Source organism: Hydrogenophaga sp. Root209 (assembly GCF_001428625.1).
GTDB lineage: Bacteria > Pseudomonadota > Gammaproteobacteria > Burkholderiales > Burkholderiaceae_C > Hydrogenophaga.
On the sequence record NZ_LMIE01000032.1, the window covers coordinates 47,142 to 62,484 of the forward strand.

The following is a 15,343-nucleotide window of genomic DNA, read 5'->3' on the forward strand; positions in this document are numbered from 1 at the left end:
TCCAGTGTCAGCACCAGCATCTTTATTGGCGCTGGTGCTGTATCGAGAGTTCCCATTCATCGGTCACCGACAGGCCGATTACCTGGTGCTGGCTGACGCGTCTGAGCAAGTCGACACACTAGTGCCGGGTGGCACCGCTGAGACTGGCAGATCTGAAGAACTGGCTCCGCCAAACAGCAAAGCTTGCATTCGAGCTCGTTCCTCAGCCGTTGGCCATGCAGGATTCTCAGCACGATCCACTGGCGTTATTAGCGCTGGAGAGGCTCGGGTTGGTTTCGCTCGCCCTTGTTCGTCAAAAAGCACCAAGCTGTAGGTCTCGTTGACGACTGTTTCGGGCGCCCCCCCATTCAAGCGGACGTACCAATCAGCGACGCGCAAGGTCCGTCCCGCCATAGCTTCAATCGTTGCCTCACCGCGAGCAAGTGCAACATACAAGCCGTGAGGGACCGGGTGGACTTCATCGCTGGAGTCCAGCAAGAAAACAAATGAGGCATACGCCGAGTCCTTGTCTTGATCGACAAGGTCGCCATCACAGGAATCGACGACACGTCCCCATGATTCAGCAGTGCTGTACACCGGAGCAAAGCCTCCACCTGGCGTACGAAAGTTGGTGGTCTGCCCTTGATATAGCCGTGCCGCCACCCATTGAACATCCCCGCCGTAGGCATAGGCGCGAAGGTCAAACTTCATGGCCTTGGGGGCTTTCGGGTCGCTTGGCATCACGTCCATCGTCGGTGCGTCAGCGTTGTCGATCAATCGCTCGCCCGGTGAGACGATGGCCTGGGCCACATACTCGCCGGCCAGAATTTCTTGCCACACCCGTTTTGTCAGCTTGTCGCCCCGATAAGCCGCGCGGCTACCGAAGCCAGCGACAGGCTTGAAGAACAGGTTTCGTCGCGCATCCCACAAGCGCTGGGCATCGGCCGCCTTCACCAACTCGGTTGAGGGAACGTGCTCAAGAAGAATTCGCTGCACAGCTTGCGGAACACCCAGGGCCTGCATCTTTTCAGCGTCACTGAACAGTGCCAAGCGGCGCTTGTCTGCATACAGAGCATGGGCCTGTGGATGCGGTGTCAGCACGACAGCTTCCTGCACGTACGCTTCGCGCAGTGCAGCGCTGCTGGGCTCCTCCAGGTAGAAATCGGTCAAGCGGTTGTAGACCAGATCGATGGCCTGCTCGCCATGCCAAAGGGCCCCGTTTCGCCATTCAAGTGCACCCGGATCAGCGATGACCGTGCGAATGCCGTGTCGTTCAAACAGTTGCTGAAACAACAGAAATTCGGGATAAAGGTACTGCTCTTCCGGAGAACCGTCGACGATGGCAATCGACGTCAGGGGACGCGGGTGCCCGAGGGTTCCAGACAACCCAGAAAGGCCCCATTCGCGACGAAACATCTCCACGATGCGCTCCTCGAACGTGACCACGTTGTCAAGCGATGGGATCAGTGAATCAATTGCCGTGCAACAGGCACGCTGAGCGCGGGCCAGCAGCGCATTGAGCATGGCGCCACCCGCATTCGTGTTCACCTCGATCAACCCCAGTCGGCCTTGGTTGAGGTGAAAGTCATAACCAAAGAAGACGCTCAGCGGGCCGTGAGTGCCCAAACGCGCGATGGGGGGTGCGGTTGCCAGCACTTGTTCCCTATAGGCTGAAAGCGCCACCACCGATTCAACCGCTTGCACGACCTCAGCCATCTTCTGCAACTGTGGTGCTGCCACGAAGACAGGCACTGCCGAGAACAGGAAAGGGCAGCGCTGTTGAATCAGCGCTGAAAGACCAGGCGTCCCAACTTCCTGATCAAGGGCCTGCGCCATTGCCTGCTTGTCAAGACTCAAGCAAAAGCAAGCGCTGTTCAGCGCATCGCTTGATCCTAGCGGTGCTCGGCGTTGTGGCGGTGGGGACAAAGTATTCACGGGTTGTTGATAGTCATGACCTGGAGGAAAGCACACGAAGATAGGCACGCTGCTGCACGCTGTGAGGGTATCAGTCGCATGAGCTACTGTCTGCTGCCTGGACACAGTGCTGCCGATTCAGTCACAACCGCCGAACCTCTTCAATGCCCAACAAGCAATCAGTTGGCTTTGCGTACGGTGGGGTACATACAACTTCGCGAGTGTGGTGCACCGTGAAGGTGTTCTTGTGCCCCCAATCCTTTGCCCTAGCTCACCGTTCACCGTTGTGAAACCCCCGTTGCGTACACGCGCACTTCACTTGATGTAGATCAATCCACTCATCTACGAAGGATCCTACGATCGACCGACAGCAGCACGCATACACCATGAAGTTCTTCACCGAAACTCGCACCAAACGCAACACCGCATTTGTGGTCTTGCTGGTGATGCTGTTCGCGTTGGCTTCAGGGGTCGCGAATGCTTGCTTGCTTAACTGGTCTAGTCCTCATTCCACGGAATCAAACGTTTGGAGGATCCCGACGAGCCAGACGACCGTCGAGTCGGTTGCACGTCTTGGCAGCCTCACAGGCCACGAGGATGACTCGGATGTCAGTGAGGATTCGTGCCTGAGGGTCTGCGATGAGGGGGCGAACGCTTTGACCAAGGTCCATTCGGGCGGTGAAAACACCGACCCGGGTCTGGCGCCATGGTTTGCGACCTTGTGGACTGGGTCGCAACAACTGGTCTCGGCATCTCGCCGAGTTGTCGAAGCCGCGACACCCATCGCCGATCTTCCCCTAAGGGTTCGCTACTCGCGACTTGCGCTGTAGCGGGCCTGGCGACGAACCCACAGCCTTTGTGCTGAGTGGGTCAGCGTCTGTGGTGGCAAGGCCGTTGTATTTGCTCGAACGCAAGACCGCCTGAACTGAAGCAATGCCAGCGCCTCGCTGCGCAAAGCCCACCAATGGCGCACTCCTCTGAAGCTGCCTACCTGACCTGATGAGCGCGGTGTATCCAAGACGCACCTGCAACCCAGATGGCGCCAACACGTTCTTCAATTTCCGTGCTTGGACAAGAAGGCTGCTCAACACAACCCGCGCAAACAGTTTGACCCAAGGGCATCGAAATGAACTCCAACCACATACACCATCAACAACCCATTGAAGGCCCGTCCCAAACGTTCTGGCGATCCCGCTATGGAATCGGCTTGCTCGTGTTCGGCGCGGTTGCAGCCTACTTTTTACTGGCCGAACACCGCGCCCACCTTTTTGGCGCTTGGCCGTTCCTGCTGTTGCTTGCTTGTCCGTTGGTGCATATGTTCATGCACGGCAGTCATGGGAGTCACCAAGGTGGCACGGTAGACGCGGGAACACCCGAAATCCAGGTGAAGGAGAAACCATGACGCACGCTTCCTCGGCGTACGGCTTGTGGACGTTGGTCGTCTTCAACTCGGCCCTCTTCTTGATGTTCGCCTTCAGCTTCTTCAAGCCGCAGACTGGGCGGGACTGGCGCACTTTTGGCGCTTTCGCGGCCTTCATCGTGGCGCTGTTTGTGGAGATGTATGGTTTTCCTCTCAGCATCTACCTGATGTCGGGATGGCTTCAAACGAAGTATCCCAATCTGGACCTGCTGTCCCACGACTCGGGACATCTGTGGTCCACGCTGCTCGGAGAGACAGGGGATCCCCACTTAGGCGTGCTGCACATCGCGAGCTACCTGTTTCTCGGCTACGGCTTCTACCTGCTGTCCACCTCGTGGAAGGTGCTGTACCACGCGCAACGCCGCAACGAGCTGGCACGAACCGGACCCTATTCGCGCGTTCGCCATCCGCAGTACGTGGCGTTCGTCCTCATCTTGCTCGGCTTCTTGCTGCAGTGGCCGACATTGCTCACGCTCGTGATGTTCCCGGTGCTGCTGGTGATGTATGCGCGCTTGTCCATCACCGAGGAGGCTGAGATGCAGAAGCGCTTCGGCTCTGAGTTTGAAGCCTATGCCGCCAGTACGCCACGCTTCCTGCCTTCCTGGCGAATGGATACGAAGCGCACGAGGACCTGATTGGCTCTCTGACTCAAGGAACCCTCATGAAAACAAGCACCATCGAAGTCGGCGAGCTGGTCTCCACACTGAGTGCAACGGGAGTACAGCGAGAGCTGTCAACGCTGCCCGGTGTTCATCACGTCGACGTGAACTACGTGGCCGGTAGTGCGACCGTGCATTACGACGAAGCAATGGTCACGATAGAGGCCATCCGTCAACGTGTGGTGGATTGCGGTTACCACTGCCGTGGTGAACTGGCTCCGGCGCATGTCTGCGCGCCGGCAAACCACAGAACCGACAGCGCCACCCACGCGGGACCCTCAACCGGGAAGGGATCGAGAGGGGTGGGACACGGTGTCAATCCAAGTGCCCCGGAGACGAAAACCCACGACGGCCACGCGACCCACGGGCCATCGGATGCATCGTCCAAAGCTCAGAAGGCGGACATGATGCATGACATGGGCCATTCGCCGGGTATGTCCATGCAGGACATGGCCAACGACATGCGCAACAGGTTTCTGGTCGCCTTGGTGTTTGCTGTACCGGTCTTTTTGTACTCCCCGATGGGCGAGATGTTCGGCAACTTTCCCTCGCCGTTCGGTCTGGACCGCAAGCTGTTTCTGTTCTTCATGGCCACGGGCGCCATCGCCTATCCGGTCTGGCCCTTCCTGGTGGCTGCGGTAAGGGCCGCACGCAACAAGGTTGCCAACATGGCCACACTCATAGTGCTCTCAGTCGGCACGGGATACCTGTTCAGCGTGGGGGCCACGTTCTTTTACGAGAGCGAGGTGTTCTTTGAAGCGTCCGCCGTGCTGCTCGTCTTCATTCTGCTGGGCCACTGGCTGGAGATGCGGGCGCGCGCCGGCGCGTCGGACGCCATCCGTGCACTGATGGATCTGGCCCCACCGATGGCCAATGTCGTTCGCGGAGGAGTCGAGACGCAGGTGCCGACGTCGCAGGTCCTCGCCGGCGAAACCATCGTCATCAAGCCAGGCGACAAGATCCCGGTCGATGGCGAGGTGACGGAGGGTAGCTCTCAGGTCGACGAGTCGATGCTCACCGGGGAATCGATGCCGGTGAAGAAGGTGGTGGGGAACCCTGTGATCGGCGCCACCATCAACAAAGGTGGCAGTTTCCGCTACAAGGCTACCAAGGTGGGTGCGGACACCGCGTTGGCGCAGATTGTCAAGTTGGTGCAGGAAGCGCAGAACTCCAAAGCACCAGGCCAACTGCTCGCTGATCAGGCTTCGCAGTGGTTGGTGTTGGCGGCCATTGCCATCGGACTGCTCACCTTCGGCGTGTGGTTCTGGGTCATCGGCGAACCCTTGCTGTTCGCGCTGACGCTGACCATCACCGTGTTCGTGATCGCCTGCCCCGACGCACTCGGGTTGGCCACGCCGATGGCCATCATGGTGGGCACCGGTCTGGGCGCGATGAACGGCATTCTTTTCAAGAACGCCTCGGCGCTGGAGACCGCGACCAAACTGACCGTTATCGTCTTTGACAAAACAGGCACGCTCACCATTGGTCAACCCGATGTGGTGGAAATGGTAACGGCGACCGATGTCAGCGAGGCACAGTTGCTCGCCGTAGCAGCTGGGGTCGAGAAGTTCTCCGAACACCCATTGGCGCAGGCAGTTCTCAAGCGTGCTGGATCTGCTCAGGTCGAGGTGGCCAGGGACTTCGCCAACATCGATGGACAGGGCGCCCGAGCCACCATCGGCACTGATGCCGTGCTGCTGGGCAACCGCAAGCTGATGCAAGCAGAAGGCGTGAGTGGGACGTCGATGGCAGCCCTGGCGGCCAAGGCCGCGCAGCTTGAAGGGGGCGGACGGACTGTCGTCTACGTTGCTCGAGGAGGCGAACTCATCGGCTTGATCGCGATTGCCGATGCGGTGCGCCCCACATCGAAGGCGACCATCGCCAAGCTGCAGGAGCGCGGCGTCAAGGTTGCGATGATGACCGGGGACAACCAGGCCACCGCCGAGCGTATCGGCAAGGAGCTGGGCATCGACATCGTGCTGGCCGAAGTGCTGCCCGGACAGAAGGCCGCAAAGATCAAGGAACTGCAGGACCAAGGCAACAAGGTTGGTATGGTCGGCGACGGCATCAACGATGCCCCGGCGTTGACACAGGCCGACGTGGGATTCGCCATTGGCGCGGGCACCGACGTGGCCATGGAAAGTGCCCAGGTCGTGCTGATGAAGAGCGATCCCTACGACGTGGTCGGTGCCATCGAACTGTCGCGCGCCACTTTGCGCAAGATGCATCAAAACCTGTGGTGGGCGGTGGGCTACAACGTGGTCGCCTTCCCGGTGGCGGCGGGCGTTTTCTATCCCTTCACGCTGTCGCCGGAGATCGCAGCGCTGTCCATGTCGGGCAGCTCGGCGGTGGTGGCCATCAACGCATTGCTGCTCAAGCGCACCAAGCTTGCAGGCATCAAACAGGCAGGAGGATCTGGCACGCAGTCGACCGTTGCGAAGCTTGCCGCTGGAGCGTCGGCATGAACACTCCAAAGCGCCCTGCGGACTTGATGGCAGGAACAGTGCCACTGAATGCCGTCAAGAGCATTCAAGTGTCGAAGTGGATGTTCTCAGCCTGCGGTGTTTGGCTGATGGCCTTAGGCGTCTATTTCATTTTTGTGCGGCCACCCCTGTTGCCTGAAGACCCGCGCTTCATGGGTGCCACCCTCGAACAGATTCGTGCTTCGGTGCCCGGCCTCGAAAGTTGGTTGCGCAAGGTGTTTACTGTCATGGGGGGATTCATGGCAGGTGCCGGGGTACTCACGGTGTTCGTTGCCACTGTCGCCATACCGCTGCAATCGAGGAACACGTCCTGGGTACTGGCCATCTCCGGCGCACTGACTGTTGTGCTGATGAGCGCGACCAACTTTGCACTCCATTCCGATTTCAGATGGCTGCTCCTGCTACCCGCTTTGGTCTGGTTCGCGGGCCTGGTCGTCTTGGTCGCGAGCCGTAAAGCATCCTCTGTCGATCTCGACCGAAGCAACGGAGGAGTGAACTGAATGTGCTTCTCGGCCACTGCAAGCTTTTCCGCGGGTGCGTTTCTCCTCGGAGTTGGAACGCTCACTGTCAGGACGGCCCTGGATACGGGCCAGCGTCGGGATCTTCCATTCGCGGCGATCCCGATGTTGTTCGCGATCCAGCAATTGATCGAGGGCGTGATCTGGCTGACTTTCAGTGAAGACGCTCCACGGCTGAACGCGGTGATGACTCAGGTGTACTCCTTCTTCTCGCATGTGCTGTGGCCGGTCTACATACCCGTGGCTGTTCTGCTGATGGAGCCTCTGGGATGGCGCCACCGAGCGTTGAATGTCTTCGTTGCAGCCGGCGCCACGGTCGGGGCGTATTTGATGTACGCACTGGTGGCATTTCCAGTCGTATCAAAGCCCACCGGTCAGCACATCGAGTACGACTCGCCACACTTTTTTGCAGCAGTGACGATGACGCTGTACCTGCTGTCGACGGTGATCAGCCCGCTGCTGTCCACACACCGCATGGTGCAGGTCTTCGGCGCTCTTGCTCTGCTGTCGTTTGGCGCGGCTTACGCCTTTTATGCGACCTGGTTCATCTCGGTGTGGTGCTTCTTCGCTGCACTACTGAGTGCTGTGATCTGTCTCCACTTTTGCGGGTATGGGCGCGAGCGCAGGCCATCAAACGCCATCAGTCTTCCAACGCACCGTTCACGGGAGAGATGAATGCTGCCCCGTCGATACGAATGCAACAGCTTTGTCCAGGCTCTGCCGGGTCGGGTTTTTGCGCAAATGGACGTTCACACACGACTGTCATCACACATGGGCGAACCCTCCTGGAGGACGGGATGGGGACGGATGAAAACCGAACTCGACGAAGGGCAAGGGCAAAAGGTCGGGTCTCGGATGCGTTTGTCGGGGCGAGTCTTTGGTGTCGAACTCTCGGTCGAGGAGATGGTGACGGAGCGCATCCCTCCCCGTCGCAAGGTCTGGGAATCCACCGGGGCACCAAAGCTGCTCGTTATAGGCCACTACCGGATGGGCTTCGAGCTGTCACCCCATGGGAACGGTTCGATGCTCCGCGTCTTCATCGAGTATGAGTTGCCGGAAAGCGGGCTCGCACTTTGGCTCGGACGATTGTTCGGCCAGCGCTACGCGCGATGGTGCACCCGGCAGATGGTTGACGACACAGTCAAGAACTTCGAGGCGAGTCCCACAACACAACGATCGATCTGATCATTCTGAGGAACTGAACATGAGCAAACAGATTCGAGCCACAACGGCTGCCCTGGCAACAAGCTTGGCCCTGAGCCTGAGCGGCTGCGGCTACAACACTTTTCAAAGTGCCGACGAGCAGATCAAGGCGGGTTGGGCCGAGGTCATCAACGAGTACCAACGCCGTGCGGACTTGATACCCAACCTCGTCAGCACAGTCAAAGGCGAAGCGAAATTCGAGCAGGACACATTGACGCGGGTCATTGAAGCGCGCTCGAGGGCTACATCCATCCAGGCCACACCGGAGTTGATCAACGACCCTGCGGCATTCCAGAAGTTTCAGCAAGCACAGGGCGAGCTTACTGGTGCATTGTCCAGGCTGATGGTGGTGTCGGAACAGTACCCGAGCCTGAGAGCCAACCAGGGATTTCGGGACCTCTCTGCGCAATTGGAGGGTACCGAGAACCGCATTTCAGTAGCGCGCAATCGATACATCCAATCGGTTCAGACCTACAACGTCACTGTGCGGTCGTTCCCCTCGAACCTCACCGCCATGGTGATGGGATACAAGGAAAAGGCGACCTTTGCCGTTGAGAACGAAAAGGAAATTGCCAAGCCTCCCCGTGTCGAATTCGAAGCTGCCCCGGCCACATCCACAAGCCCAGCGTCGGGAGCCCTCAAGTGATTGCGATCAACCCAGTCGGCAGGTGCGGCAGCGCGCTGCTGCTTGCAAGCTTGCTGGCGGGCTCTTTGAGCTGGGCTTTGCCTTCCATGGCGCAGACGCCCGTTCCAGCGTTGACGGGGCATGTGGTCGACCAGACTGGAACGCTGACTTCGCAACAGACGTCTGCACTGGAACAAACGCTGACCGATTTTGAGACCAGGAAAGGCAGCCAGTTGGCCGTGCTTCTGGTCCCCTCGTCAGCGCCGGAAGCCATAGAGCCCTACGCCTTGCGCGTGGCCGAACAGTGGAAGCTGGGGCGCAAGAAGATCGATGACGGGGCGATCCTGGTCGTCGCCAAAGACGACCGCGCAGTTCGCATCGAGGTGGGCTACGGCCTGGAGGGTGCCCTCAATGACCTCACCAGCAAACGCATCATCAACGAGGCCATCCTGCCGCGCTTCAAGGTCCAGGACTTCCATGGCGGCATTGCCGCAGGGGTTGGGCAGATGATGCGCGTCGTGGACGGTGAACCCTTGCCCGCACCCAGTACACGGTCCAGTCAGGGCTCGGTGGGACTCCAGCAGTACGCACCGATGTTGTTCATTCTTGCGCTCACCGTGGGTGGTGTGCTGCGCTCCATGCTGGGCAAAGTGCCAGGCTCATTGGTTGCCGGCGGTGTCGTCGCGGTGATTGCCTGGTTGGTTGCAGGCGTCATCTCGATGGCGCTCGTGGCGGGCGTGGTCGCATTGCTGGTGACCTTGTCCGGGGGAGGTCTGCTTGGCCACGGCATGGGTGGCCACCACAGGGGCGGTGGTCGAGGTGGCGGTGGGGGAGGTTTCAGCGGCGGCGGGGGCGGTTTTGGCGGCGGTGGCGCGTCGGGGAGGTGGTAGTCATGAACATCCAACGCATCGTGCGGCATTTGCTGGTGACGGATGGGCAGGTCAAAAGGGCTTTTCCTCCCAGCACATTGAGCCGGATCGAACAGGCCATCAAGGCAAGCGAGGCCAGCCATGTCGGTGAAGTCAGATTCGCGGTCGAAGGGGGGTTGGACGGCGTGCCGTTGTTCAAGGGGCTCTCGCCTCGAGACCGAGCAATCGAGCTCTTCTCCCAATTGCGTGTTTGGGACACGCAGCACAACACCGGTGTGTTGATTTACTTGCTGCTTGCAGACCGGGCCGTGGAAATCGTTGCCGACCGCGGGATCCACGCGAAAGTCGAGTCGCAGGAATGGTTCCGGGTCTGCCGACAAATGGAGGAAGCCTTCCGCCGGTCGGACTTCGAGGGTGGTGTCGTGCGGGGCGTGGAGACGGTGACGGGATACCTCGTGCAGCACTTTCCATCCAATGGCGATGACTCCAACGAGCTGGCTGATGAGCCCGTGCTGTTGTGAGCCATACCGAAGACCAGTCTGGAGGGGACGTATGACGCCAACGCGAGCAGCCGGACCAGGCGAGGCCACAGGAATGGCGCGCAGGACTGACGGACTGCGACCTGTTCAAGTGGCATGGCTGGCGGGCGCTGTCTTCAGTGTTTCGGCTGGATATGGAGCGCTGTTGCCGGTGCTGCCAGGATGGCTGGCGACGCTGATGCCGGGGGTCGACGTCGTCGATGTCGGGCGCCACGTCGGCTTTCTCAGTGGTGTGTACGCAGCTGGGGTGCTGTTCGGAGCGCCTTTGTGGGGCGCCGTGTCAGATCGTCTGGGACGGCGGCGCGTCTTGATTGCGGGGTTGGTCGGTTACGTCACCAGTCTGTTGCTGTTGTTGGTCCCTGCCGCCACAGGGCTCTGGGGTCTCTATGCGCTGCGCGGTGCAACTGGATTTTTTGTCGCAGCGGTAATCCCTGTGGTCGCTGCCCTGGTGGCAGAACACACACCAAAGAGACTGCGCGCTCGGCGATTTGCGTGGTTGGGTGCCATGTCCTTGGTGGGATTCTTGTTTGGCCCGGCGTTGAGTGCGGTCGGCGTTTGGCTCGGACCGTGGGTTGCCGGCGCCCCGCTGTCACCTACGTTGTCAGCAAAGGTGGTGCTGCTGCTGTCTGCGTCACTCGGCGCCGTGATGATGCTCGGGCTGGCCCGCACCTTGCCCACTCTGCGTGGTGACGCTGTCGTTGCCAAAGAGGATCTAGCCACTTCAACAGGTGTCGGAACTGATCAGGCCTCAGCCTTGCCCTTGTATTGGTTGAGCGGGGTGGTGATGTTTGTACTGGCAGGCTTTGAGCTGGGCATCGTTTTGCAGGAACAGCACTCCTCCGAAGTGACATCTTCCCAGTCCGCGATCATGCTGGCTGAGTGCAGCTTGGTCATGCTGGGGGTCAATGCACTGCTCTTCATCACATCGCTGTTGGAGAAGATGCCTGCGCGAACGCTGATCGGAACAGGGCTTTTGCTGGCAACAGCAGGGCTGATCGTTTTGGCCACAGATCCAACCGACGCGTGGATGTACTTTGGCGTCAGCCTGACCTCCGCCGGGACCGGCCTGGTGCTGCCAGTCATCGCCTATCTGGCCGCTGCCACTTCGCCGCCCAGGTTGGGTGCCGTGATGGGCGGTCTTGCCGCAGCGTCCGGCCTCGGTCAGACGCTCGGCTCGGCGGCGGGCGGCGAGCTTTTCGGCGCATTGCAACACCTCACCTTCGCCTGGTTGGCCGCGCCCTTGATCGCAATGACAGGGCTCATGTTGGTGCGCCATCAATTGTGGTCTGGCACCGCCTCCACTGTCATTCATCCGCGCTAGTTGCCTTCCCACGCTGGAAGTACGTCCCATTTGACAACACCCACTGGAGAAATTCATGGCCTACACGAAGACTTTAGACACGGAAAATTCTGTGCCCGCTGAGACAGGCAACGCGCGCCAAAGGAAGCTGCCACTCAGTTTGCTGGTGGCCTTGGTGGTCGGATCCATACTGGGCAGCGGCATCTTTGGGCTGCCGCAGAACATGGCAGCCGGTGCCGGGGCAGGCGCGGTTCTCATTGGTTGGTTGATCACTGGTGTCGGAATGCTGGCGTTGGCGCTCGTGTACCAGTCGCTCGCCCTGCGAAAGCCTGACCTCAACAACGGCGTCTATGCCTACGCCCGGGCAACAGCCGGCGAGTACGTTGGCTTCAACGCCGCCTGGGGTTACTGGGTCAGCGCCTGGATAGGCAATGTGGGCTACTTGGTAGCCGCATTCGGCGCGCTGGGCTACTTCTTTCCGGTCTTTGGTGACGGCAACACGATTGCAGCAGTCGCTGGTGCGTCTGTGGTTCTCTGGGTCGTACATGCGATGGTGCTGCGCGGCATCCAGGGTGCGGTGATGCTCAATGCCGTGGTCACGCTGGCCAAGGTTGTTCCGCTCTTGCTTTTCATCGTGCTGGTCGCTCTGGCCTTTCAGGTGCAGACCTTCACGTTCGATTTCTGGGGTTCCACAGCCCTGGGACCGCTGCTGGACCAGGTGCGCAGCACCATGCTGGTGACCGTGTGGGTCTTCATCGGCATTGAAGGTGCCAGCGTTTACTCGGCCCGCGCGCGGCGTCGCGAGGATGTGGGCCGTGCCACCGTGATCGGGTTCGCCATCACATTGGCGCTGCTGATGAGCGTGTCGTTACTGTCGCTGGGTGTGCTGCAGCAACCGCAGCTCGCGCAGCTGAAGAACCCCTCAATGGCCGGTGTACTGGAAAGTGCGGTCGGCACCTGGGGCGCGGTGTTGATCTACATCGGCTTGATCGTGTCGGTGGGGGGTGGCTTTCTCGCCTGGATGCTGCTGGCGGCTGAGTCGCTGTTCACGCCTGCTGGAGGTGGCGTGATGCCTGAGTGGCTGGGGCGCCAGAACCGCCAAGGTGTGCCCGCCCACGCGCTGTGGCTGACCAACGGCATGGTGCAGTTGTTCCTGATCGTGACGCTGTTTTCCAAGGCCTCATACCTTGCACTAATCTCGTTGTCCACGGCGATGATCCTGCTGCCCTACCTGTTCAGCGCAATATACGGATTGTTGCTTTCATTGCGTGGCGAGGGCGCTTCCGGTACACGGCGCACGGCGGACTTGCCCGTGGCGGGATTGGCAACGGTGTATTGCCTGTGGCTGCTGTACGCAGCTGGTCCGAAGTACCTGCTGCTCGGCTCATTGCTCTATGCCCCAGGCGCGGCGGTGTATCTGTGGGCCCGAAAGCAACGTGCCGAGCGTGCATTCAAGACCTATGAAGTCGCAATTCTGATTGCGATGCTGTTGATGGCGGCAGTGGCGGCCTATTTGTTGTCCACGGGCGGGCTCAGCCTGTGAACGCCATGAACAACCTTACCCAAAGTCCCAAGCATGATGTGGCGTTTGGCGTGCATTCAGAAGTGGGGCGTCTGCGCAAAGTGATGGTGTGCCGTCCCGGTCTGGCGCAAATGCGATTGACGCCTGGCAACTGCCGAGAGCTGTTGTTCGACGACGTGCTCTGGGTTACCCAGGCGAAAAATGATCACTACTCTTTCGTCAACGCGATGGTCGAACGGGGCGTTGAGGTGCTGGAAATGCACGAGCTACTGGAAACTGTCGTGGCCAACACCACTGCGCGCGACTGGATACTCGATCGCAAGCTCACCGCCAGCTTCTTCGATCAGGAAGATGTGTGGGCACTGCGCCAATGGCTCGAGTCACTGCCTGCAGCGCAACTGGCCGAACGCCTGATTGGTGGTGTGGTGCGCGGCGAGTTGCCATTTGAGCCCACGGGCCTGACAGCGCGCTGCGCTTCACCATCTGACTTTCTGCTGCAACCCCTGCCCAACACACTGTTCACGCGCGACACAAGTTGCTGGATCGGCGACGGCGTGGTGTTGAGTCCGATGTTTTGGCCTGCACGTCGTCAGGAAACCCTGCTGGCCACCGCGATCTACCGATTCCATCCGGACTTTGCAGGTCAGGTTGTCGAGTGGTGGGGCGACCCCGATGTGGATCACGGCCTGGCTTCGTTGGAAGGTGGTGACGTCATGCCACTGGGTGGCGGCGTTGTGCTCGTGGGCATGGGCGAGCGCACTTCCCCGCAGGCGGTAAGTCAACTCGCTCGTGTGCTGTTCGCCCGCGGTGCTGCGACCCGTGTGCTTGCCGCGCAGATGCCCAAGTCACGCGGTGCCATGCATCTGGACACCGTGTTCACCTTTTGCGATGTCGACCTCGTCACGATCTTCCCAGAGGTCGTGAACGAGATTCGAACCTACAGTCTGTGGCCAGGCGAGAGAGAGGGTTCGCTTGAAGTGCGGCCCGAGGGTCTGCCGTTCATTGAAGTGGTGGCTCAAGCCTTGGGTTTGCCGCGCCTGCGCACCGTGTTGACCGGAGGTGACGCCTACGAGGCCGAGCGAGAGCAGTGGGATGACGGGAACAACCTGCTCGCCCTCGCCCCGGGTGTCGTGATGGCCTACAACCGCAACACCTATACCAACACGCTGCTGCGCAAGTCGGGCATCGAGGTCATCACGATCCCCAGCGGTGAACTCGGTCGCGGTCGCGGCGGGAGCCATTGCATGTCGTGCCCGATCTCGCGTGACGCCCCCTGATCCACCGCACAGCCACCCAAGGAGACCGACACCATGAGTTTCAACCTTCGCAACCGCAGCCTGCTGGACCTGAAGGATTTTGTGCCGCGAGACATTCGCTTCCTGCTTGATCTGGCCAACGAACTGAAACGTTCCAAATATGCGGGCAACGAGCATCCGCGGTTGAAGGGCAAAAACATCGCGCTGGTTTTCGAGAAGGCTTCGACACGGACACGGTGCGCATTCGAAGTGGCGGTGCACGACCAAGGGGGGCACGTCACTTACATCGATCCAGTGAGCTCGCAGTTGGGCCACAAGGAGTCGCTCAAGGACACGGCGCGTGTGCTGGGTCGGCTCTACGACGGCATCGAGTACCGCGGCTTCCACCAGAGTGTGGTCGAGGAGCTGGCGCGCTTTTCGCATGTGCCGGTGTGGAACGGACTTACCGATGAAGCGCATCCGACCCAGATCCTCGCCGATCTGTTGACGATGGAGGAGTTTGGTGAAAGGCCCTTGCACGAGCTCTCGTTCTGCTACCTCGGCGACGCACGCTTCAACATGGGCTGCTCGCTGTTGATTGGTGGCACACAGATGGGCATGGATGTGCGTATCGCAGCGCCGGCTGGCCTCCAGCCGCCCGCCGAACTGGTGGAAGAGATGCGCACACTGGCGCAGACCACAGGAGCACGCATCAGCATCGAGATCGACCCCCTGAAAGCTGTCATTGGAGCCGACTTCATTTACACCGACGTCTGGGTCTCTATGGGCGAGCCGGACGACGTGTGGAAACAGCGCATCGACCAGCTCCTGCCCTACCAGGTGAATAAAGCGCTGATGCAAGCAACCGGCAAGGCGCGCACCCGCTTCATGCATTGCCTACCCGCCTTTCACAATCTGGACACCGAGGTCGGGCGCCATGTACACGAACGATTTGGACTGAGCGAGATCGAGGTCACCGACGAGGTGTTCGAGTCCGACGCGTCCATCGTCTTCACGCAGGCCGAGAACCGCATGCACACGATCAAGGCCGTGCTGGTGGCCACGCTGGCATGAGGG

15 protein-coding genes are annotated in these 15,343 nt (G+C 60.2%); 14 read left to right on the forward strand and 1 reads right to left on the reverse strand.

The features are described from left to right. Window positions 1-78: 78 nt before the first annotated feature. Entirely contained in the window at window positions 79-1,914 is a 1,836-nt protein-coding gene (locus tag ASE11_RS21455; RefSeq protein WP_235501404.1) for a hypothetical protein, read from the reverse strand. A gap of 365 nt (window positions 1,915-2,279) precedes the next feature. Between ASE11_RS21455 and ASE11_RS21460 the strand changes: the two genes are divergently transcribed. The 14 genes from ASE11_RS21460 (at window position 2,280) to argF (ending at window position 15,340) form a co-directional block, all read left to right on the forward strand. Continuing rightward, on the forward strand, window positions 2,280-2,723 hold the full coding sequence (locus ASE11_RS21460; protein WP_056276580.1) for a hypothetical protein: 444 nt from the start codon (window positions 2,280-2,282) through the stop codon (window positions 2,721-2,723). Between the two features lie 296 nt (window positions 2,724-3,019). After that, entirely contained in the window at window positions 3,020-3,295 is a 276-nt protein-coding gene (locus ASE11_RS21465; RefSeq protein WP_056276583.1) for a DUF2933 domain-containing protein, read from the forward strand. After that, window positions 3,292-3,948 (forward strand): methyltransferase family protein, encoded by a 657-nt coding sequence (locus ASE11_RS21470; RefSeq protein WP_056276586.1) that lies wholly within the window; start codon window positions 3,292-3,294, stop codon window positions 3,946-3,948. The genes ASE11_RS21465 and ASE11_RS21470 overlap by 4 nt, the downstream gene beginning before the upstream one ends. A gap of 26 nt (window positions 3,949-3,974) precedes the next feature. Beyond that, complete coding sequence (locus ASE11_RS21475) at window positions 3,975-6,437, forward strand: heavy metal translocating P-type ATPase (protein WP_056276589.1); 2,463 nt, start codon at window positions 3,975-3,977, stop codon at window positions 6,435-6,437. Next, the gene (locus ASE11_RS21480; protein ID WP_235501405.1) at window positions 6,434-6,955 is read left to right on the forward strand and encodes a hypothetical protein; all 522 of its coding nucleotides are present in this window, start codon (window positions 6,434-6,436) and stop codon (window positions 6,953-6,955) included. Before ASE11_RS21475 ends, ASE11_RS21480 begins: the two co-directional genes overlap by 4 nt. Next, a complete protein-coding gene (locus ASE11_RS21485; RefSeq protein ID WP_235501406.1) occupies window positions 6,956-7,648 on the forward strand; it encodes a DUF6629 family protein in 693 nt (230 codons plus the stop codon). It abuts the gene before it with no gap. A gap of 132 nt (window positions 7,649-7,780) precedes the next feature. Next, window positions 7,781-8,158 carry a polyketide cyclase gene (locus ASE11_RS21490; RefSeq protein ID WP_156406450.1) on the forward strand — a complete coding sequence of 126 codons (378 nt, stop codon included), beginning with the start codon at window positions 7,781-7,783 and terminating at the stop codon, window positions 8,156-8,158. Between the two features lie 19 nt (window positions 8,159-8,177). Beyond that, window positions 8,178-8,822: a LemA family protein gene (locus ASE11_RS21495; protein ID WP_056276595.1), complete on the forward strand. Its 645-nt coding sequence runs from the start codon at window positions 8,178-8,180 to the stop codon at window positions 8,820-8,822. An 86-nt stretch (window positions 8,823-8,908) separates the two neighbouring features. Continuing rightward, window positions 8,909-9,691, forward strand: coding sequence for a TPM domain-containing protein (locus tag ASE11_RS21500; RefSeq protein WP_082585933.1), 783 nt, complete (start codon window positions 8,909-8,911; stop codon window positions 9,689-9,691). Between the two features lie 2 nt (window positions 9,692-9,693). Continuing rightward, window positions 9,694-10,191 (forward strand): TPM domain-containing protein, encoded by a 498-nt coding sequence (locus tag ASE11_RS21505; RefSeq protein ID WP_056276598.1) that lies wholly within the window; start codon window positions 9,694-9,696, stop codon window positions 10,189-10,191. Window positions 10,192-10,264: 73 nt separating this feature from the next. Next, on the forward strand, window positions 10,265-11,530 hold the full coding sequence (locus tag ASE11_RS21510; RefSeq protein WP_156406451.1) for an MFS transporter: 1,266 nt from the start codon (window positions 10,265-10,267) through the stop codon (window positions 11,528-11,530). Between the two features lie 55 nt (window positions 11,531-11,585). Beyond that, window positions 11,586-13,052 carry an arginine-ornithine antiporter gene (arcD, locus tag ASE11_RS21515; protein WP_056276604.1) on the forward strand — a complete coding sequence of 489 codons (1,467 nt, stop codon included), beginning with the start codon at window positions 11,586-11,588 and terminating at the stop codon, window positions 13,050-13,052. 5 nt (window positions 13,053-13,057) lie between these two features. Beyond that, window positions 13,058-14,308 (forward strand): arginine deiminase, encoded by a 1,251-nt coding sequence (locus ASE11_RS21520; protein ID WP_235501408.1) that lies wholly within the window; start codon window positions 13,058-13,060, stop codon window positions 14,306-14,308. A gap of 33 nt (window positions 14,309-14,341) precedes the next feature. Further along, window positions 14,342-15,340, forward strand: coding sequence for an ornithine carbamoyltransferase (gene argF / locus ASE11_RS21525; RefSeq protein ID WP_056276607.1), 999 nt, complete (start codon window positions 14,342-14,344; stop codon window positions 15,338-15,340). Window positions 15,341-15,343: the final 3 nt, after the last annotated feature.